Origin of the sequence: Lachnotalea glycerini (genome assembly GCF_003201285.1) — a bacterium.
Lineage (GTDB): Bacteria > Bacillota > Clostridia > Lachnospirales > Lachnospiraceae > Lachnotalea > Lachnotalea glycerini.
The window spans coordinates 102,941-123,961 of sequence record NZ_QICS01000001.1; the positions used below are offsets into that span (position 1 = coordinate 102,941).

Consider the following 21,021-nt stretch of genomic DNA (forward strand, 5'->3'; position numbering starts at 1 on the left):
CTTAGATTAACATCAATAGAAAGATATATTTTCTATCTGATATCAAAAATAGAGGTGCATAATGGGTAAGAGAAGAAATAGTGAGTCTAATTTTATTATACAAGGAAGTATATTAGCAGTAACATCGGTAATATGTAGATTAATCGGTATTTTATATCGGATACCATTGACGAATATTATAGGCGATGAAGGTAATGGTTATTATTCCTGTGCTTTTGAGGTTTATTCTATTATGCTATTATTATCTTCGTATAGTTTGCCAATTGCAGTGTCAAAGCTTGTATCAGCAAGAGTTGCAAAGGGACAAAGGAAAAATGCCTATCGCATCTATAAGGGTTCGTTAATATTTGCGGGTATTGCAGGTGTTACAGTCTCACTTGTTACATATTTTGGGGCAGATTTTTTGTCGGGTACATTAATGTCACAGCCGATGAGTGCGTTTGCTTTAAAAATATTAGCACCTACTCTTGTTCTTAGCGCAATTATGGGAGTAATAAGAGGATATTTCCAGGGACTAGGTACAATGATTCCGACTGTATTTTCGCAGATTATTGAACAAATTATGAATGCGGTAGTCAGCGTGGTAGCTGCTTATTACTTATATTCTTATGGAAAAAAATTAGATGCACTGCTTTATACATCCGGCTATGCTCCAGCTTATGGAGCAGCAGGGGGTACATTAGGTACCGGAGCTGGAGTATTATTTGGTCTGGTATTTTTATTACTCTTGGCAATGATGTATAAACGTGTTATAAATAGACAAATCCGCAGAGACCAAACAAGATATCGGGAAGAATATTCTGAGATTTTTAAAATATTAATTTTAACTATTATTCCTGTTATACTAAGTACTGCGATTTATAATATCAATTCCATTTTAGATCAGGGTTTGTTTAATAAAATCATGGTGTTGCAAGGAACATCTTCCAGTGATACAGCTGAGCTTTGGGGGGTGTTCAGCGGTAAATATAAATTGCTTACCAATGTCCCCTTAGCGATAGCCAATGCTTTGTCTGCATCCACAGTTCCCACCTTGGCAAGAGCCTTGGCAGAATATAATGATCGTGCTGTAAACAGAAAAATAAGCTCATCCATTCGTTTTACAATGATAGTAGTTATACCATGTGCAGTTGGTTTTACTGTAATCGCATCACCAATTTTGCAATTGCTATTTCATGATTCTAGTGTGCTTCCTGCCAGATTATTACAGATCGGTTCAATTTCGACAGTTCTTTATGCTCTATCAACATTGACGAATGGTATTTTGCAAGGTATCAATAAAATGAATGTACCGGTAAGAAATGCTGCAATCTCGCTTGTGATTCACTTAGCTGCTTTGTTTGTTATGCTTTACTTCTTTCAATGGGGTGTTTATGCAGTAGTATATGCAAATATATTATTTGCTTTATTAATGTGCATATTAAATGCAATTGCAATAAGAAAAAGTGTGGATTACGAACAGGAAATAAAAAGAACGTTTATTATACCAAGCATTGCTGCGTTGTTCATGGGAGTTGCTGTATTTTTGATTTATTTCTTGTTGTTTAAACTTGTTAGTAATAGCATTGCTGTATTACTGGCAATAGGGGCAGGTTCTGTCATTTATTTTATCTTATTATTGTTGCTTAAAGGGATATCCATTGATGATTTAGAGCATATGCCTAAAGGGTATCTGCTGATAAATATTGCAGAGAAGTTTCATTTACTGTAAACAATTGAATAAATTTATAAAATAAGCTGATACTATATGTAAAAAGATACCTTTTATGGAGGGGTGATAAAATGAAAAAAACATATGCCGTCAGCTTGTTTTTATTTTTACTTTTGTCTGTTTCAGTTTATTTTTTAACATATAAATTATCAAAGGATATTTTAGAAAAAGATAGCAATACAGTGGAGGAAACGCAGGATGAACCTGTAGTTTCGGTTGACACAAATAATGAACAAACTGTAGTAAACACGACCAAATATGTTCTGGAGCATTATAATTCAAAAGAATATACACTAAATGAAGAGACACTTCCAACACCGGCTGATTTTATGGGACTTACGAGGGATGAATTGATTGACTATTTAACCGAATACGAAAAAGCACCATCCTTAGAGGACAGGCAACTAGGCTTTGAAAGTTTTGAATTAGTATCCTTTTCTAAGGATCAGATCGTTCTTAGAAAAACCTACCATCCGTATGCAGATGATTATAAATATTATCTAAAGGATGAAAATGGCTATGTGACCGTTTATTATATTGATAAAAGCACCATATATGAATATACCAATATTGCAGTGGATAGTCTTCCAGAGGATTTGCAGGAAGAGCTTGTGACTGGTAAATATATGTCTACGATGAATGAACTTTATAATTTTCTAGAGAACTATTCAAGCTGATAGTCTGGTTTGAATAGATATTATAAGTGTGTTAAATGAAAGGGAGAATTACCATACTATTAACTATCTATGGTACTTCTCCTTTTTTATTTATTTGGGAAATTTTACGAACATCCATATCAAATAAAAGGCACTATGTGCTACAATGCGCACGAATGCAAGAAATATGATTCCTTTCTAGAAAAGTAAAAGAGGGTATGATATAATTATAGATTAAAGAGTTCCACGGGAGGTACGAATGAACAGTCAAAAAATTATTGTACTTGGTGCAGGCGCAGCAGGGATGATGTCGGCGATAACAGCAGCCAGAAATAAATCTCATGTAATAATATTGGAGCATACTGACCGTTGCGGCAAAAAGCTTTTATCGACAGGTAATGGAAGATGCAACCTAACCAATTTAGAACAGTCTGAACTTTTTTACCGATGCAGTTGCAAAGAATTTCCAAGACATATTCTTAAACAGTTCACACAAGAACAAACTTTAAAGCAATTCCAACAGTTGGGCCTTTATACAAAGAGCAGGAATGGATATGTATATCCGTATTCAGAGCAGGCTGGTACAGTATTAGATATTTTGAAGATGGAGCTTGAGCGTTTGGACATCTCAATCATATATAATATAAAAGTTGATAAAATCTGTAAAACGAATAAAATTATTCAAATAAAAACCAATATGGGTGATTATCTGTGTGACAAGGTTATTATTGCTACAGGTTCAAAGGCTGCCCCCAAAACCGGTTCTGACGGAAGTGGTTATGAAATAGCAAAAAAACTGGGGCATCGTATCATTAAGCCATTACCTGCTTTGGTTCAGCTAAGATGTGCAGGGGATTATTTTAAAGCCGTTACAGGAGTAAGATGTGAAGTTGGACTTAGCCTATTGATTAATGGAAAAGAAGCAATTTCGGACAAAGGTGAGTTACAGCTTACAGATTATGGGATATCAGGAATTCCAACTTTTCAAATCAGCAGATATGCGGTGAAAGCACTTGATGAGGGGAAAAAAGTTATCGCACAGATTGATTTTATGCCGGATCTGGAATATGAAGAATTTAAAGAATTGATAAAAAGACAGATGGAATGGTTCCCAGAAAAGAGTCTTGAACAAATACTTATTGGATTTTTGAATAAAAAGCTAGTGCCTGTTATGATAAAAAAAGCAGGATTAGCAAATAAAATAGTGGTCAAAAAGATAACAGATAAACAGTTGGATGTTTTACTTGACTGGATTAAGAGCTTTTTAACAGAAGTAGTTTCTTATAACTCATTTGATCAGGCGCAGGTATGTATGGGAGGGGTTGACACAAGAGAGATTTCCAAGGAAACGTTGGAATCCTTAAGGGTAGCAGGTGTGTATTTTGCAGGAGAGATAATGGATGTTGATGGTATTTGTGGAGGCTATAATCTACAATGGGCTTGGTCGAGTGGGTATGTAGCAGGTCAAAATGCAAGTAAAGGATAGAGTGAAAAAGCATGATTAGAATACAACAAATAAAATTAAATCCTGGTCATACAAAAGAAGAGTTGATAACGAAAGCAAGTAAGGCTCTTCGAATCAAACAAGATTTAATCAAAGAATATAATATTATAAAGCAATCAATAGATGCAAGAAAAAAAAGTGAGATTAAATTAATTTATACAATAGATGTTACGGTTGATAATGAGACGGAAGTGTTGAAACATGTGCATGATAATAACATTACGGCATCAAAAGAAATTCCATATCGTTTTCCAAATACAGGAGAGAAAAGTCTGTCAAAGAGACCGATTATTATAGGAAGTGGTCCGGCAGGTTTGTTTTGTGCATTATTGCTTTCGGAAAATGGTTTCTGTCCGATTCTTCTGGAACGTGGAGAGTGTGTAGAAGAAAGAATAAAGTCAGTTACACAATTCTGGGAAACGGGTAAGCTAAAGACCTCATCAAATGTGCAGTTCGGAGAGGGTGGGGCAGGTACCTTTTCTGATGGTAAGCTTAATACACTCGTAAAGGATCAATACGGGAGAAATAAAAAGGTGCTTCAAACATTTGTGGAAGCAGGTGCCCCTAAAGAAATCACTTATATCAACAAGCCACATATCGGAACAGATATTTTGTCACAGGTGGTTAAAAATATAAGAGATAAAATAATTTCTTATGGCGGTGAGGTACATTTTAATAGTCAGGTAACAGAGATAGGAATTGAAAAGAAGCAAGTGACCTCTGTTACAGTTAATGCAAATGAAATAATAGAGACAGATATTGTAGTACTGGCAATTGGCCACAGTGCAAGAGATACCTTTGAAATGCTTTTAGCAAAAGAGTTAAATATGTCCGCAAAGGCATTTGCAGTCGGAGTCCGAATGGAGCATCCACAAGAAATGATAAATGAGTCTCAATATGGTGTAAAATCACACAAGTATCTTCCAAATGCTGAATATAAGTTGGCAAAGACCTTAGACAATGGACGAGGAGTTTATTCCTTTTGCATGTGCCCCGGAGGTTATGTAGTGAATGCATCTTCGGAGGAGCATAGGCTTGCTGTGAATGGAATGAGCTATAGCAGACGCGATGGAAAGAATGCAAATAGTGCGATTATTGTAAGTGTAAAGCCAGATGATTTTCCCTCTGCCTCTGCGCTTTCTGGCTTGGAATTTCAAAGACAATTGGAAGAGAAGGCTTTTGAGGAAGGACAAGGAGCTATTCCAGTTCAGCTTTATAAGGATTTTAAGGAAAATCGAAGAAGTACAGAACTTACAGCGGTAACTCCACAAATTAAGGGCCAGTATAATTTGTCTAATCTAAGAAATATATTCCCGGATTTTGTTTCGGAAGCTTTGATACAAGGTATTGACCAGTTTGAGAACAATATACAGGGTTTTAGTCGTGAGGATGCTATTTTGTCTGCTGTTGAAAGCAGAACCTCTTCACCGGTGCGAATAACAAGAGATGATACCTTTGAAAGCAATATTAAGGGGATTTATCCTTGTGGAGAAGGTGCCGGATATGCAGGAGGTATTACTTCTGCAGCAATGGATGGAATGAAGGTTGCTGAAGCTATTGCAAAACAATATAAATTCGGTTAAGATAGCATATAAAAGCAGACTTAAATGGCTGCATTAACATATTATACCATTTAAAGGGGAATAAAATGAATACGCGAGAATTACTGAAAAATAAACAGACTATCGTTGTGAAAGTAGGTTCTTCATCTTTAATACACAATGAAACAGGTAATCTAAATTTAATCAAGCTTGAAAAACTCGTAAGAGAATTATGTGATTTGAGAAATCAGGGCAAAAATGTAGTACTAGTATCATCTGGTGCAATTGGGGTAGGAAGATTTGCAATGGGTCTTAAGGAAAGGCCGGATACCATATCTATGAAGCAGGCATGTGCTGCAGTTGGACAGGCAAAGCTAATGATGACCTATCAAAAGCTCTTTGCGGAATATAATCAAAACACAGCACAAATTTTAATGACAAAGAATACAATGGTAAATAATTTAAGCAGGATGAATGCAAAAAATACATTTGATGAATTGTTGACAATGGGAGTAATCCCGGTAGTCAATGAAAATGATACTGTGTCAACTTATGAAATGCAGTTTGGAGATAATGATACTTTGTCGGCTATTGTAGCCTCTTTGATTCAGGCTGATTTGCTTATTTTATTATCAGATATTGATGGTTTATTTACAGATGATCCCAATACCAATGAAAATGCGGAATTTATTGAATGTGTTTTAACACTTGATCAAAATTTATTAGATATGGCAAAAGGTTCTTCCGGAAGTGAAGTAGGAACAGGGGGAATGGCAACCAAGCTTCAGGCTGCAAGAATAGCGACGGAATCAGGAACAGATATGGTGATTGCAAATGGAGAGGACATGGGAGTTATACATAAAATCATAGAGGGGGAAAAGGTTGGAACATTATTCGTTCAGCATAAGAATGAAGACTTTTATCTGATCGATTTTATTGAAGAAAATCTATAATTAATGAATAAGTATAGTTTTCTTACAAGTAGAAAGGGTAAGGCGGTTAAATGGATAAAACAGGCTTAATATTAGAAGGTGGAGGAACAAGAGGTGTATTTACTGCTGGAGTGCTTGATTATTTTATGGAGAATAATTTATATCTACCCTATGTAATCGGAGTATCAGCAGGTGCGTGCAATGCAGTGAATTATGTTGCACATCAGCCAAAAAGAAGCAAGAAATGTATGATTGATTATTTAAGAGAGGGAAGCTATGCAGGACTTAAGTATCTAATCAGGAAACGAAGCTTATTCGATATGGATCTAATTTTTGATGTTTTTCCAAACAGTGAAATTCCATTTGATTATAAAACATTTTTTGCGTCAGAGCAGACCTGTATTTTAACAGCAACCAATTGCCTGAATGGAAAAGCGTTATATTTAAGTGAGAAAAAGGATAAAAAAAGAATTATGTCTATTTGCAGAGCGTCCAGCAGCTTGCCGCTTGTGGCACCCGTAGTAATGGTGGATGATATTCCCATGATGGATGGTGGTATGGCGGATTCCATTCCAATTAAAAAGGCATTAAAGGACGGTTGCGCGAAGAATGTAATCATATTGACAAGAAATAAAGGTTATATTAAAAAAATTACACCCAAAACAAATCGGGTATCAAAAATTGTATACAAGGAATACCCTAATTTGGTTAATGCAATTAAGAAAAGACCAGAGAAATATAATAAAACAATAGAATATATTGAAAGACTTCAAAAGGCGGGTAAGGTGTTTGTCATACGCCCTCAAATACCTGTTGTAAAGCAGGCAGAAACAAATCCAGAGGTGTTACAAAGTTTTTATCAGCATGGTTATCAATTGGCAAAACAATGTTATCCTAAGCTGCTTAAATATTTAGAAGAATAGGTTGGAGGAAAAAATGTTAGAGGAAAAAATAGTTAGAATTAATGAACTTTATAGAAAATCAAAGGCAGAAGGCTTAACGGAATCAGAAAAGAAGGAGCAAGCTGACCTAAGAAGAGAATATATTGAAAATATCAGAGGTAATCTAAGAGGTCAATTAAATAATATTAATATCCAAAATGAGGATGGTTCAGTTGAAAATTTAGGTGAGAAATATGCAGGCAAAGGCGGACATTAGAAAAGAAGTATTACAAAGAAGAAATCAATTAACAGCAAAAGAGCTTGAATCAAAAAGTTTTGCAATTTATGATCAATTAAAGCTGTTAGATATATATAAGCAGGCAAGTGTAATTTATGTTTATATGGATTTTAAAAATGAGGTGATTACGAAACATATGATTGAGGATGCTCTTTGTGATGGAAAAAAAGTGGCAATTCCTAAAATTATAGATGATATAATGGATTTTTATTATATTGATGATATTGAAAATTTAAAATCAGGATATTTTGGGATACGAGAGCCAGATCCGATAATGCTTGCCAAAGAGAAGAACAGCCTTATGATTATTCCAGGTGTTGCTTTTGATAAAAAAGGTCATCGAATTGGCTATGGGAAAGGTTTTTATGACCGATTTCTTCATCAGCACGAACAATTTAAAAAGGTAGCTCTGGCGTTTGAACTTCAAGTTTTAGATACGATACCGCATGAAACACATGATGTGTTAATGGATAGGATCATTACAGAGGAACGTATCATTATTGTAAATAGCACAATGAAATAATCATTGATAGAGTTTCCATTGAAACATTAACATAAATCAGTAAGAGGATAAAATATTTGATTCAAAGGAATGGAGAGAAGCAGGTCATGTCAGAAATATTAGAAATTGGGAAAAAGGCAAAGGCAGCAGTTCCACAGCTAAGTAATATGGGTTCTGAAAAAAAGAATCAGGCGTTGGAAGTAGTTGCAAAAATGCTGATAAAGCATGCACAGGATATATTGGATGCAAATGCATTTGATATTGAAAACGCAAGAAAAAACAGTATGAAAGAGGGGCTGATAGACAGACTTTTACTGACGGAAGATAGAATTCAAGGAATGGCGGATGGTTTAAGAAAGGTAAAAGGTTTAGAAGATCCAATTGGTGAAGTATTATCCATGAAGCAACGTCCAAATGGTTTAACGATTGGAAAAAAACGCGTGCCTTTAGGTGTGGTTGGAATCATATATGAGGCTCGTCCTAATGTTACATCTGACGCATTTAGTTTGTGCTTTAAAACAGGAAATGTTGTTATATTAAAGGGAGGCAGTGATGCAATTAATTCTAATACTGCAATTGTAAAATGTATCAGAGGAGCACTTGATTCGATTGGAATTCAACCAGATATGATTCAATTAATTGAGGATACGAGCCGTGAAACCGCAGCAGAATTTATGAAGATGAATGAATATGTGGATGTTTTAATACCTAGAGGAGGCAGTGGACTGATTCAGGCAGTAGTACAAAATGCTACCGTACCGGTTATTGAAACTGGTACGGGAAATTGTCATATTTATGTTGATGAATCAGCGGATTTTAACATGGCACTTAATATTATATTTAATGCCAAGACGCAACGAATTGGTGTTTGTAATGCATGTGAATCGTTGGTTATTGATGAAAGTATTATAGATGAATTTATGCCGTTGGTAAAGGAAAAACTGGAGACGAAAAAGGTTGAGATTCGTGGCGATGAAAGAGCCTTAAAGGCAGTCCCATCTATTATACAGGCAACAGACGAAGACTGGGGAACTGAATACTTAGATTATATTATTTCTGTTAAAACAGTAAAAAATATTGATGAGGCAATTGCACATATAAACAAATATAATACAAAGCACTCAGAGGCAATTATAACAAAGAATTATGATAATGCACAAAAGTTTTTAAACGAAATAGATGCGGCTGCCGTTTACGTTAATGCATCTACAAGGTTTACCGATGGAGAAGAATTTGGCTTCGGGGCTGAAATTGGAATCAGTACACAAAAGCTTCATGCAAGAGGGCCAATGGGACTAGAGGCATTAACTTCTATAAAATATATAATATATGGAAATGGGCAGATTCGATAAGTAATTGAAGGACATTAAAAGCTGCGGCTCATATGTCCTTTAAGTTATAAATAGTGATAATGATAATATACCATTCAGTAAGTCTTGCAACTATCTTAAAACAATCTGGATTTAAAACATCAAGTCTTTTAGTAATGTATATAAATTAATCCAGCATGAAACAACTAATATTATAAGGGGTTATAAAGAGTTGTTGAATCATATAATTAGTAAAAAGAAAATGGAGGGTGCGATGATAGTTAAAGCTAATCAGTGCGAAAAAGAAGTAATTGAGGGGGTGATTGGTGAAGATAAATTCTTACTTCAAGGTATTTCAGAGAAAATAATTCGCTGCGTCTTTACTAGAAAAGAAACTTATATTGACAAATCCTACATAGGAATCAAGGAACATTCACATGTTGCACTTAATTTATGCGAAAATGAGATATCCTATATCATTTCTACCAAAGAATTATTGATAGAGCTAAATAAAAAAAATGGGAATTTCACATGGAAGTGTAAAAATTCGGGAGAAGTTTTATTAAGAGAGGGTGGAAAAGAGCTCATAAAAACTCCTTTTTTGGTATACACAACCGGAGAGGAAGAACCGGTGATTAAAACAGTTCAAACGGTAGATGGTGAACGTAACTTTGTAGAAAATTTAAAGGAAACCATCGATCATATGGCTTATAAGGGGAAATTAAAATTTCTATGGCAATCAGATGAGAGCATACATGGACTTGGACAGGGAGAGGAAGGGATTTATAATTATCGTGGTAATGTACAATATCTTTACCAGCACAATATGAGAATTCCGATTCCATTTTTTATATCCAATAAAGGGTATGGGATTTTAGTAGATTGTGGTTGCTTAATGACCTTTAACGATGATGCAAGAGGGTCCTACTTATATATGGACATGGTGGATCAATTGGATTATTATTTTATTGCAGGAGAGAGTGTAGATGAACGGATAGCTGGATATCGAAGGCTTACAGGAAAGGCAGTTATGCTTCCAAAATGGGCATATGGTTATGTTCAGTCAAAGGAGGCTTACCACACACAGGAAGAATTATTGGAGGTTGCCAAAGAATATAGGAAGAGGAAAATACCGCTGGATTGTATTGTTCAGGATTGGAATACTTGGGAAAGTGGTGCATGGGGAAATAAGAAGGTTGATAAGAAAAGATATCCTAATATCAAAGAGATGAATCAAATGCTTCATGAAATGAATGTTCATTCTATGGTATCAATCTGGCCTGTTATGACTGCTGGCACAGATAACCATGAAGAAATGAAAGAAAAGGGATTTCTTTTTAATGATAATACAACGTACAACGCCTTTATTGAGGAAGCAAGAAGTTTATATTGGAAACAAGTACGAGAAGAGCTGTTTAGTGGAGGATTTGATGCATGGTGGTGCGATTCTGCTGAACCTTTTTCGGGACCCGATTGGAATGGAGAGCATCGTAGGGAACCATGGGAAAGATTTTCGATTGTGGGAGAAGAGCATAAGAAATTTTTAGGTGCAGACTGTGCAAACATCTATCCGGTTGCTCATGCAAAGGGCATTTATGAGAATCAACGTAAAGAAGATGGGAACAAACGTGTGCTCAACTTGACACGGGCAGGCTATGCTTCAAGCCAGAAGTATGCAACTATGTTTTGGTCAGGTGATACAAGTGCTACATGGAATACTCTTTGTAAGCAGATTACAGAAGGACTTAATATGTGTATGAGTGGAATGCCTTATTGGACACTTGACATAGGAGGCTTTTTTACAGTCAATGAAAATTGGAAGAACAGAGGATGCTCTAGCAATGAAGATCCAACTCCAAAATGGTTTTGGAGAGGTGATTATGAGGAAGGAGTTAACGATCTCGGATACCGGGAATTGTATGTACGTTGGCTGCAGTATGGCGCATTTCTTCCAATGTTTCGTTCTCATGGAACAGATACGCCAAGAGAAATTTGGAATTTTGGTGAGCCTGGTGATATGTTTTATGATGCGATTGCTAAGACAATAGCTTTGAGATATCGTTTAATGCCATATATTTATTCCATGGCGGGAAAAGTTTGGTATTCCGATTATACGATGCTTCGAAGTCTAATGTTTGATTTCCCAGGTGACTCGTTATCAGCAGAAATGAGTCATGAATTTATGTTTGGAGAAAGTTTTTTGATTTGTCCTGTTACCCAACCAATGTATTATGAAAAAGAAAATAAGAAATTAGAAACACAAAAAATATGGAAATGCTATTTGCCGCAAGGAACAGATTGGTATGACTTTTATACAGGAAAAAAATACAAGGGAGGAATTGAAGTTGTAGCAGCAGCAGAAATTGAGCAGATTCCAATATTTGTAAAAGCCGGTTCTGTTATACCAATGGAACATAATTTACAATATGCTCAGGAAGTAGTTACATCACCTTTAGAACTTCATATTTATCCGGGAGAAGATGCCTATTTCACATTATATGAAGACGATGGGGAAGGATACGCTTATGAGGAAGGCAAGTATAACCTAATTGAAATTACTTGGGAGGACGCAAAGAATGAACTTACGATTGGAGCGGCAGAATATGATTTTGCTCAGAGCATGAGAAATCGGATTTGTCGCGTCATTTTCAACAATCAAACAAAAGAATTCAAGTATGAAGGAAAAGTTATGAAAATAGGCTTATAGAGGATCATAAAAAGGATTATGGCATTGTGTATGAAGAGGAGAGACATAAAAGCGATATGATTTATGCTGTGTAATTTTAATTTGCTACATTAAAAGATGCTGATTATGACTCAGCATCTTTTTTGAATTGATTCGTTTCAAAATCTAATTTCATATTTTTAACGTGAGAAGTCTCATTTTCGTCAAATAGAGATAACTTAGCAAGTTCAATTTCTTCTACCTCTTTTTCGAGACGTAAATTTCCCTGATCATTACATAAAATTTGCTGTGCAATCATGGTTTGAAGCGTTTCTTTTAATTGGGCGAGCATAGCACAAATAATGGGAAGTTCTTCCTCTTCACATGTTTCAGAAATAAAGCATGCTATTGCAGTAACGTATGTAACAAGTTCACATGGTTTCATTTGAACACCCCTTTTCTATTATATGTTAAAATTAAAATTGAGTGATTCATATTTAATTAAAAATATACATTGACAAATATTTTTATATGTTTATTATGTAATATACATAATAACTTCACAATACTTTGCTATCATGAATTATTAATGATATTGTAATTAAATGTTAATGTTTTTGCGATATGATAAAATAATTCTCAAAATATTTGGAGGAATTGCAAAATGGATTTAATAAAATTATTGAATATATCAGATATTATGGATTTGCTGTCAGGTAATTACATGGAGATTCTTTCAAAATATTTCACCATTATAGCAATTCCAATTTTTATAGCTGCTATGATAAACTGTTTTTTTGGACACAGAATATTTAAAATATTAGTCGGACTGGCAGGTTTGTTCATAGGTGCCTTGTTGGGTGCAGGTATCTATATTGGAATTACTGTGATGTTAAGAAAGAGTATGCCTGGTATTGCAATGATTGCTTTTACATCTGTCATGGGAGCAATTGTTTTAGGATTTTTATCCTTTAAGCTATATAAGGCTGGAGCTTTTTGCATGGGCTTTATTACTGGTATGACACTTGGTATAGTGATTATGAAGCTGATTGGAAAGGATGAATATGTAATAGCCGGAGTCATAGGCGGATTACTTATGGGACTGTTGGCGATTGATTTATATAAGCATGTGGTCATCATTTTGACGAGTGTAAACGGAGGTTTAGTAGGAGCTGCCTGTTTGGCAGTTATACTAAATAATGATGATCCGGTTTTTATTTTAAAGCTTGGTGCTGGTTTTTGTGCTGCTGGAATTATTTTTCAATACGTTACTTTGCTGCTTCATAAAAGAAAAAAAGCAGATAATGATGAACAGGAAGATGAAAAAGTGAATGCTGCTGAAGATGAAAAGTCTGAAAAACATGATGCTGAGAAGAAAAAAGAGACTAAAAAGCAATCTAGTAAAAAAGAAATTAAAAAAACAAATACAAAGAAGAAAATTAAAAAGTCAGCAAAGAACAAGAAGAGTAGCGACAAATCGGATTTCTTTTTGGTGGAAATTATAAGTTATGCAGCTCAAAAAGTTAAGGATTTTATCATGAATCGAGTTAGCAGTGATGGACTGGATCGTGAAGATGAGTACGAGAGTATGGATTATGAGGAAGAGGACTACGGAGAAGAGGAATACGAAGAAAAAGATTATGAAGAAGAGAACGCCCAAGAAGAGGATATCGTAAAATCAGAAGAGAATAAGAAAAAAATTAGTATGGAGTATGAAAACAGTAGACACAGTATAGAGAATAAGAACGTTATCATTATGGAAAATGAAATCTCTTCAAATAATTGGCAAGGAAATGAGAATATGGTTAGATATAATGAGGCAGAAGATATTAGTATACCGGAATTTAACTTTGATGAAATTAGTAAAGGGCTCGAAAAAGAATTGAATCATAGAATCAAGGAGGATGAAGAAGAAGAATTAACCAAAATGATTATTAAAGAAACGATTAAAAATATAGATTAAATATATAAAAAAATGAAAAAAAACAAGAAAAGCTGAGGTTAATTAAATCAACCTTGGCTTTTCTTGTCTAGTAAGAAAGAACACGTTTATTTAACCAATAAATTTTTAATATAAATTTAAAAATATGTTAATGCTCTTTGGAATAATTAAAGATATTTAACAAAATATATATAAGTATTTATACAAAGGATAGATAACTAACATCAAAAATACAAATATATTAAATATAAAGCAAATAAGGATAAATTGTGTTATTTCATAAAGTTTTTATGCTAAAATATTTTTAGTTAAAATTTTACAAAGGAGGAATATTTTTGAAAAAACTCATGATAGTTGATGATGCTTCATTTATGAGAATATCCATCAAAAAGATGTTGGAAAGTAAGAATTATGAAATAGTAGCAGAAGCAGGAAATGGTGCGGAAGCAGTTGAAATGTACAAACTGCATAATCCTGATATCGTTACTATGGATATTACGATGCCTGTTATGTCTGGAATTGAAGCTTTAAGAGAAATTAAGAAGATTAATAGCAATGCAAAGGTTGTAATGGTTTCTGCAATGGGACAGGAGGTACTGATAAAGGAAGCTATTATAAGCGGAGCAACATCCTTTATTGTAAAACCTTTTCAAAGTGAAAAGCTATTGGAAGTACTTGAGGGCTTAACCAAATAATGGGAAGGAGGGTATAAAGTGAGTAACTCTTTTATAGATGAACCAATGACTGAAGCATATGTATATGAAACGACTCAAATTATTGATACATTAGAACAATTAATGATTTCAAGTGAGAGCGTCGGCATATTTTCTGAAGAAAATATTAATGCCATTTTTCGGTTTATGCATACAATAAAGGGTTCTTCTGCTATGATGATGTTCAATGATATTAGTACTTTAGCCCATCGTATGGAAGATGTTTTTTTTGTTTTAAGGGAAAACGAGCAGGTAAAATATGATTTTACTTTGCTTGTTGATGTTATTTTGGAAAGCATTGACTTTTTTAAAATCGAATTAATGAAGATTAAAGAAGGGGAAAGGCCAGACGGAGATAATACAGATATTCTGGCAAAAGTTTCTGTGTATTTAGAAAGTATTAAAGGATGCAGCACAAATAATGAAAAAGCTGTTGCTAAACAGACTGAAAAACAGAATAAAGTGAATCAAACAGTTAAAGAAACGGGAGTTAGCACAAAATATTTTAAAGCAAACCTACGTTTTAAAAAAGATGCTGATATGGAAAATATTCGATCATTTTCTGTTATACATAATATGAATGAACTAGTCGAAGAGGTTTATTATAAACCAAGTGATGTTATGGAAAATGATGAGGCATCTGAGGAAATAAGAAAAAATGGTTTTTGGATTATCTGCAAAATAAAAGAAGAGGAAGAACGGTTAAAAAACTATTTAAAAAATACAATATTTTTGGACAGTCTTGAGTTTAATGAAATAGAATCAGAGGAATATAAGCAGTTAACAACAAAATTTCAAGATAAAATTAGTACGGAAAATGAGTGGAATAAAAATAAAAACAGCTTAAAAGAGAAAGCAAAGCAGATTGAAAAAAAGGCAAAGCATGAAGTTACCATGTCTTCAAGTCAAAGTATAATTAGTGTTAATGTAGAAAAATTAGACAGTCTTATGGATATGGTGGGAGAACTTGTTATTGCAGAAGCAATGGTGACTCAAAATCCTGAAATTTTATCACTGGAGCTTGAAAGTTTTGAAAAGGCATCAAGACAATTGCATAAGATTACTGGGGAAATGCAAGATTTGGTTATGGCAATCAGAATGGTTCCATTATCTACCACATTTATGAAAATGCACCGTATAGTCAGAGATATGAATCGGAAATTAGGAAAAAATGTTGCACTTGATGTTTTGGGGGAAGAGACAGAGGTAGATAAGAACATAATAGAAAAAATTGCAGATCCATTAATGCATATCATTCGAAACTGCGTGGATCACGGAATAGAAAGCGAGGACGAACGAAAACTGGCAGGTAAGGACACACAGGGGACAGTGGTATTAGAGGCAAAAAATTCCGGCAGTGACGTTTTGATTATCGTTAGAGATGATGGGAAAGGACTGAATAAAAGAGAACTATACAATAAAGCGGCAAGCCAGGGTTTGTTAAACCGACCGTTTGAGGATATGAGTGACAGAGAGATCAATAACCTTATCTTAAAGGCAGGTTTTTCTACTAAGGAGGAGGTAACTGAATTCTCAGGACGAGGCGTGGGGATGGACGTTGTTTCTAAAAATATTGAAAGTATTGGAGGAAATGTAATTGTAGAAAGCGAATATGGCTTTGGTACTACAATTATACTAAAGATTCCGTTGACTCTGGCTATTATTGAAGGTATGAACATTAAGGTGGGTGAAGCACGATTTACACTTCCTATTGTAGCAATTAAGGAATCTTTTCGCGCGAAAGAAATGGACATTATTAAGGATACAGAAGGGCAGGAAATGATAATGGTAAGGGGGCTTTGTTATCCGATTATAAGACTGAGTGAATTTTATAAAATACCTACTCAAGTGAATACATATGATGAAGGAATCTTGATTATGGTTGAGGAAAACGAAAGAAGCTGTTGTATCTTTGCAGATGAATTACTAGGTCAGCAGCAGGTTGTAGTTAAAACTTTACCGGATTTTATAAAACGCTATAAGCAAATAAAAGGATTGGGAGGCTGTACTTTATTGGGAGATGGAAGTATCAGTCTGATACTAAGTATTGGCGAATTTGACCTTTCAAGTGTAAAGGAAAAATACAATAATAAAGAGGTGAAACCATGAATGAAGAACTGAACAATGTACTGGATGTAATGGAAGAGGATACGCAGAAAGGTAAATTTTTAACGTTTTCTCTTGGAAATGAATATTATGGGATCGATATTATGTATGTAACCGAAATCGTTGGAATACAGCCAATAACTGTCGTTCCTGAACTACCTGATTTCATAAGAGGAATTATCAATCTGCGCGGCAAGATAATTCCGGTGATGGATGCAAGATTAAAATTCAAGAAAAACCCCAAGGAATACAATGACCGCACCTGTATTATAGTAGTGGATGTTTTGGATTTATCAATTGGTATCATTGTGGATGCTGTGGCTGAGGTATTAAATATTAGTGAAGATAATATAGTTCCTCCGCCAAATTTAAACTCGGGTGGACGTAAATATATAAAAAGTGTGGCAAAAAGCAATGACAATGTAACATTGATTCTCGATTGTGAGAAGCTTTTAAATGAAAATGAGCTGGATGAGCTAATGATCGCCAACGAGTAGGAGGATAAAAATATGAAATGGTTTTTAAATATGAAGATTTCAGCTAAATTAACAATTTCCTTTATTTTTGTGGCAATTATTGCTGCAATAGTGGGTGTAGTAGGTACGGTAAATATTGAAACAATATCTGATAATAGCCAGGAGATGTATGAAAATATGACAGTTCCCCTTTCACAGACTGCAGAGATGGCTAAGCTTTATCAGAAGGTCAGGGTAAATACGAGAGAAATGTTGTTAGCTTCAAACAAAGAAAAAGTTGATGAAGCATATGCGGATATACAATCCATTATCGAAGAATTAAACACATTGTGCGAATCCTTTGAAAAGACAGCAACAACACAAGAAGCGCAAGATTCATACAATAATTTTATGGCAACTCGAAAAAGCTATGGAACTTGCTTGGAAACCTTTTATAACTTTTGCGTAAGCAATAAGGATGAGGAAGCGAATACCTATTTGCATAATGACATGAAGATGGCAGGAGATGCAGAGGAAGCGGCAATTGATGCAATGGTAACCATAAAAGTGGATGCTGCCGCTCAAAAAGCTCAGGATAATTCTCGCGTAGGCAGCAGCTCTGTTCAATCAATGATAGTTTTGATTATTTTCGCCGTAATAATGGCAACTACATTAGGAATTGTAATTTCTCGTGTGATTGGAAATCCTTTAAAAGTCATGCTGCATGCTGCAAATAGTATTGCCGAGGGTAATTTGGATATTGATATTAAAATAAATACAAAGGATGAGGTAGGGGCACTGGCTAAGGCATTTCGAATGATGTCGGATAATATGAATGAAGTCATGACGAATATTAATTCGGCTTCTGAACAGGTGGCTTCTGGTTCCAGACAAGTATCGGATTCTAGCATGTCGTTGTCTCAGGGGGCAACTGAGCAGGCGAGTTCTATTGAAGAATTGACGGCTTCCATAGAAGAAATTGCATCTCAAACGAGACAAAATGCGGCGAATGCAGAAAAAGCAGAAGAAATGGCAACCTCTGCCCAAAAATATGCGCAGCGAGGAAATCAGCAAATGGCTGATATGTTAAAATCGATGGCTGAAATTAACGATTCCTCCAATAACATTTCGAAAATTATAAAAGTAATTGATGATATTGCATTTCAAACTAACATTCTTGCATTAAATGCAGCAGTTGAAGCGGCAAGAGCAGGACAGCATGGAAAAGGCTTTGCAGTTGTTGCAGAGGAAGTAAGAAATCTGGCAGCCAGGTCTGCGAGTGCCGCCAAAGAAACGACCGCCATGATTGAAGGTTCTATAGTGAAAGTAGAAGACGGTACAAAGATTGCAAATGAAACGGCAGAGGCACTCAATAAAATTGTTGAGGGTATCTCGTCGGCAACTCAGTTGGTTGGTCAAATTGCCACTGCTTCTGGAGAGCAGGCTGTTGCGGTAGAGCAAATAAATCAAGGCATAACCCAAATATCAGACGTAGTACAAACGACAAGTGCGACAGCGGAGGAAACAGCATCAGCAAGTGAAGAATTATCAGGTCAGGCAGACATGTTAAAAACACAGGTAGCAACTTTTAAGCTAAAAAAAATAAAGAGTCTGAAATCTTATAATAATGAGGGGGTTGACCCTGAGGTATTAAAAATGCTGGAAGGAATGAAAAAATCAGAGAAAACAATGAAAAGTAGTAAGAAAATTTCATTAAGCGACTCGGACTTTGAAAAATACTAATTGACCAAGTTTTATTAGAAAGGGAGAGATTTCTCCCTTTCCTAAGTAGGTGTAGCAATGATTAATATGTCAGATGAAGAATTCAAACTATTGTCTTTTTATATCAAAGAAAATAGTGGAATTAATCTTCGCAAAGAAAAAAAAGCACTTCTGGTTGGGCGTTTAAATAATATGTTGCTTGAACTGGGTATGGATAATTTTATGGATTATTATAAATATTTACAAAATAATACACAGGGCGAAGAGTTAAGTAAGCTGATTGACAAGGTAACTACAAATCATACTTTTTTTATGAGAGAAGCAGAGCATTTCAACTATTTTACAGAAACGGTTTTACCCTATTTTCGAAAAACAATAAAGGACAGAGATTTTAGAATCTGGTGTGCTGCAAGTTCATCAGGAGAAGAACCTTATACTCTTGCTATTTTACTGGATGAATTTTTTAAGCCAACCGGTGAGATATGGGATAAAAAGTTGCTAGCGACGGATTTATCCTTAAAGGCTTTAGAGGATGCCAAAAGGGGAATATATAACTATGAACATATTAGTTCGCTGCCTAAACTATGGGTTTTAAATTATTTTGATAAAATTTCACAGACAGAATATCAGGTTAAGAATGAAATGCGAAAAGAAGTAATTTATCGTAGATTTAATTTACTTGAGAGTGTTTTTCCCTTTAAAAAAAAGTTTCACGTTATTTTTTGTAGAAATGTCATGATTTATTTTGATAATCCTACCAAGGAAGCTTTGCTTAATAAACTCTATGATAGCTTAGATTATGGAGGTTATTTGTTTATTGGACATTCGGAATCTATTAATAGAGAAAAAACAAGGTTTAAATATATAAAGCCGGCTGTCTATAGAAAGATTTGATGGGGGTATTAGATTGAGTGTCAGAGTGTTAATCGTAGATGACAGTGCAGTGTTTAGAAAAATATTAGAAAAGGGAATTCAGGTAGACAGTTGCATAGAAGTAGTTGCTACAGCAGTCGATCCTTTTGATGCGAGAGATAAGATTCTAGAGTACGAACCGGATGTGGTTACATGTGATATTGAAATGCCGAAAATGAATGGAATTGAGTTTGTGAGAAGATTAATGCCTCAATACCCAATCCCTGTTATTGTAGTAAGCTCGATTAGTGAAAGTGTTTTTGATGCCATGGATGCAGGAGCAGTAGGCTTTGTAGCGAAACCAAATGCAACCTCGCCAGATAGCGTTCAACGTTTTATATTAGAGTTAATAAATAAAATTAGAGAAGCATCAAAAGCAAAAATATTACCCTGTGAAGCAGCTAAAGTTAATAAGAATTCATCTAAGCTTATAAAAAAACATGAAGTGATCGGGATAGGAGCTTCTACCGGCGGTACAGAAGCAATTTTTTCGTTGCTTCGGCAATTGCCAGAGGGACTTCCCGGGATTGTAATCGTACAGCATATTCCTCCTGTTTTTTCTAAAATGTTTGCAGAACGGTTAGATAAGCAGACTCATTTCAAAGTGAAAGAGGCCGATAATGGGGATTTAATAGAAAAAAATCATGTGTATTTAGCTCCTGGTGATAAGCATATGCAGTTAAGACATACAGAAAAAGGTTATAGTCTAAAGGTATTCTCGGGAGAAAAGGTCAGCGGGCATTGTCCATCTGTGGATGTTTTGTTTGAATCAATTGCAAATGAAGTGGGGGATAAGGCGATAGGTGTCATTCTTACCGGTATGGGCTATGATGGTGCGAAGGGAATTGCAATGATGAAGAGAAAGGGAGCAATAACACTTGGACAAGATGAGAAATCTTGCGTAGTTTACGGAATGCCAAAGGCAGCTTTTGAATTAAATGGGATAACAAAGCAAGCTTCCTTAGAGCTGATGGGTAGCTTTATGATGAGATATTTGAATTAGTAATATGCTGATTTGTTTTGTATTGGGGAAGTTCAATGGTAATATGAAGTGGCTTGGCTTCAATGGGATAATGAGATGGCTAGAAATTTATTAAGCAAAGAGGAGAGTAGTTAAGAGAAAGAGTGGGAGAAATCCCACTCTTTGGTGATTCTACACTAGAAAATTCCA

At 35.0% G+C, this 21,021-nt stretch carries 18 protein-coding genes; 17 read left to right on the plus strand and 1 reads right to left on the minus strand.

Translation table 11 applies throughout. The features are described 5' to 3' along the window. The first annotated feature begins 61 nt into the window (after positions 1–61). The 10 genes from C8E03_RS00500 (at position 62) to C8E03_RS00545 (ending at position 12,042) form a co-directional block, all read left to right on the plus strand. On the plus strand, positions 62–1,711 hold the full coding sequence (locus C8E03_RS00500; protein WP_110289968.1) for a putative polysaccharide biosynthesis protein: 1,650 nt from the start codon (positions 62–64) through the stop codon (positions 1,709–1,711). Positions 1,712–1,782: 71 nt separating this feature from the next. Beyond that, the gene (locus C8E03_RS00505; protein ID WP_094376903.1) at positions 1,783–2,388 is read left to right on the plus strand and encodes a hypothetical protein; all 606 of its coding nucleotides are present in this window, start codon (positions 1,783–1,785) and stop codon (positions 2,386–2,388) included. A 238-nt stretch (positions 2,389–2,626) separates the two neighbouring features. Next, a complete protein-coding gene (locus C8E03_RS00510) occupies positions 2,627–3,853 on the plus strand; it encodes a BaiN/RdsA family NAD(P)/FAD-dependent oxidoreductase (protein ID WP_094376904.1) in 1,227 nt (408 codons plus the stop codon). A gap of 11 nt (positions 3,854–3,864) precedes the next feature. Next, positions 3,865–5,454 (plus strand): NAD(P)/FAD-dependent oxidoreductase, encoded by a 1,590-nt coding sequence (locus tag C8E03_RS00515; RefSeq protein ID WP_110289969.1) that lies wholly within the window; start codon positions 3,865–3,867, stop codon positions 5,452–5,454. 65 nt (positions 5,455–5,519) lie between these two features. Beyond that, positions 5,520–6,365 (plus strand): glutamate 5-kinase, encoded by an 846-nt coding sequence (gene proB, locus C8E03_RS00520; protein ID WP_094376906.1) that lies wholly within the window; start codon positions 5,520–5,522, stop codon positions 6,363–6,365. 50 nt (positions 6,366–6,415) lie between these two features. Beyond that, positions 6,416–7,267, plus strand: a complete 852-nt coding sequence (locus tag C8E03_RS00525) for a patatin-like phospholipase family protein (protein ID WP_110289970.1) — start codon at positions 6,416–6,418, stop codon at positions 7,265–7,267. 13 nt (positions 7,268–7,280) lie between these two features. Next, entirely contained in the window at positions 7,281–7,502 is a 222-nt protein-coding gene (locus C8E03_RS00530; protein WP_094376908.1) for a DUF896 domain-containing protein, read from the plus strand. Then, on the plus strand, positions 7,480–8,046 hold the full coding sequence (locus tag C8E03_RS00535) for a 5-formyltetrahydrofolate cyclo-ligase (RefSeq protein WP_094376909.1): 567 nt from the start codon (positions 7,480–7,482) through the stop codon (positions 8,044–8,046). The genes C8E03_RS00530 and C8E03_RS00535 overlap by 23 nt, the downstream gene beginning before the upstream one ends. 86 nt (positions 8,047–8,132) lie before the next feature. Next, entirely contained in the window at positions 8,133–9,377 is a 1,245-nt protein-coding gene (locus C8E03_RS00540; protein WP_094376925.1) for a glutamate-5-semialdehyde dehydrogenase, read from the plus strand. 232 nt (positions 9,378–9,609) lie between these two features. After that, on the plus strand, positions 9,610–12,042 hold the full coding sequence (locus C8E03_RS00545; protein ID WP_094376910.1) for a glycoside hydrolase family 31 protein: 2,433 nt from the start codon (positions 9,610–9,612) through the stop codon (positions 12,040–12,042). Between the two features lie 103 nt (positions 12,043–12,145). Here C8E03_RS00545 and C8E03_RS00550 read toward each other — a convergent pair whose 3' ends face one another. After that, a complete protein-coding gene (locus tag C8E03_RS00550) occupies positions 12,146–12,445 on the minus strand; it encodes a DUF6774 domain-containing protein (protein ID WP_094376911.1) in 300 nt (99 codons plus the stop codon). Positions 12,446–12,664: 219 nt separating this feature from the next. On the opposite strand from C8E03_RS00550, the gene C8E03_RS00555 reads away from it, so the two are divergent. The 7 genes from C8E03_RS00555 to C8E03_RS00585 all read left to right on the plus strand — a co-directional run bounded on the left by C8E03_RS00555 (position 12,665) and on the right by C8E03_RS00585 (position 20,853). Further along, positions 12,665–13,963, plus strand: a complete 1,299-nt coding sequence (locus C8E03_RS00555; RefSeq protein WP_110289971.1) for a TMEM198/TM7SF3 family protein — start codon at positions 12,665–12,667, stop codon at positions 13,961–13,963. Between the two features lie 314 nt (positions 13,964–14,277). Further along, entirely contained in the window at positions 14,278–14,637 is a 360-nt protein-coding gene (locus C8E03_RS00560) for a response regulator (RefSeq protein ID WP_110289972.1), read from the plus strand. A gap of 18 nt (positions 14,638–14,655) precedes the next feature. Beyond that, positions 14,656–16,764 (plus strand): chemotaxis protein CheA, encoded by a 2,109-nt coding sequence (locus tag C8E03_RS00565; protein ID WP_110289973.1) that lies wholly within the window; start codon positions 14,656–14,658, stop codon positions 16,762–16,764. After that, positions 16,761–17,258 carry a chemotaxis protein CheW gene (locus tag C8E03_RS00570; RefSeq protein WP_110289974.1) on the plus strand — a complete coding sequence of 166 codons (498 nt, stop codon included), beginning with the start codon at positions 16,761–16,763 and terminating at the stop codon, positions 17,256–17,258. Before C8E03_RS00565 ends, C8E03_RS00570 begins: the two co-directional genes overlap by 4 nt. Positions 17,259–17,270: 12 nt before the next feature. After that, complete coding sequence (locus C8E03_RS00575; protein ID WP_094376916.1) at positions 17,271–18,959, plus strand: methyl-accepting chemotaxis protein; 1,689 nt, start codon at positions 17,271–17,273, stop codon at positions 18,957–18,959. Between the two features lie 57 nt (positions 18,960–19,016). Then, positions 19,017–19,832, plus strand: coding sequence for a CheR family methyltransferase (locus C8E03_RS00580; protein ID WP_094376917.1), 816 nt, complete (start codon positions 19,017–19,019; stop codon positions 19,830–19,832). A 13-nt stretch (positions 19,833–19,845) separates the two neighbouring features. Then, on the plus strand, positions 19,846–20,853 hold the full coding sequence (locus tag C8E03_RS00585) for a protein-glutamate methylesterase/protein-glutamine glutaminase (protein WP_330410647.1): 1,008 nt from the start codon (positions 19,846–19,848) through the stop codon (positions 20,851–20,853). Positions 20,854–21,021 lie beyond the last annotated feature (168 nt).

Coding starts and splice junctions, on each gene's coding strand:
- C8E03_RS00540 (WP_094376925.1), top strand. CDS start 8,133: ATGTCAGAAATATTAGAAATTGGGAAAAAGGCAAAGGCAGCAGTTCCA.
- C8E03_RS00500 (WP_110289968.1), top strand. CDS start 62: ATGGGTAAGAGAAGAAATAGTGAGTCTAATTTTATTATACAAGGAAGT.
- C8E03_RS00510 (WP_094376904.1), top strand. CDS start 2,627: ATGAACAGTCAAAAAATTATTGTACTTGGTGCAGGCGCAGCAGGGATG.
- C8E03_RS00550 (WP_094376911.1), bottom strand. CDS start 12,445: ATGAAACCATGTGAACTTGTTACATACGTTACTGCAATAGCATGCTTT.
- C8E03_RS00505 (WP_094376903.1), top strand. CDS start 1,783: ATGAAAAAAACATATGCCGTCAGCTTGTTTTTATTTTTACTTTTGTCT.
- C8E03_RS00535 (WP_094376909.1), top strand. CDS start 7,480: ATGCAGGCAAAGGCGGACATTAGAAAAGAAGTATTACAAAGAAGAAAT.
- C8E03_RS00580 (WP_094376917.1), top strand. CDS start 19,017: ATGATTAATATGTCAGATGAAGAATTCAAACTATTGTCTTTTTATATC.
- C8E03_RS00575 (WP_094376916.1), top strand. CDS start 17,271: ATGAAATGGTTTTTAAATATGAAGATTTCAGCTAAATTAACAATTTCC.
- proB (WP_094376906.1), top strand. CDS start 5,520: ATGAATACGCGAGAATTACTGAAAAATAAACAGACTATCGTTGTGAAA.
- C8E03_RS00525 (WP_110289970.1), top strand. CDS start 6,416: ATGGATAAAACAGGCTTAATATTAGAAGGTGGAGGAACAAGAGGTGTA.
- C8E03_RS00515 (WP_110289969.1), top strand. CDS start 3,865: ATGATTAGAATACAACAAATAAAATTAAATCCTGGTCATACAAAAGAA.
- C8E03_RS00545 (WP_094376910.1), top strand. CDS start 9,610: ATGATAGTTAAAGCTAATCAGTGCGAAAAAGAAGTAATTGAGGGGGTG.
- C8E03_RS00530 (WP_094376908.1), top strand. CDS start 7,281: ATGTTAGAGGAAAAAATAGTTAGAATTAATGAACTTTATAGAAAATCA.
- C8E03_RS00555 (WP_110289971.1), top strand. CDS start 12,665: ATGGATTTAATAAAATTATTGAATATATCAGATATTATGGATTTGCTG.
- C8E03_RS00570 (WP_110289974.1), top strand. CDS start 16,761: ATGAATGAAGAACTGAACAATGTACTGGATGTAATGGAAGAGGATACG.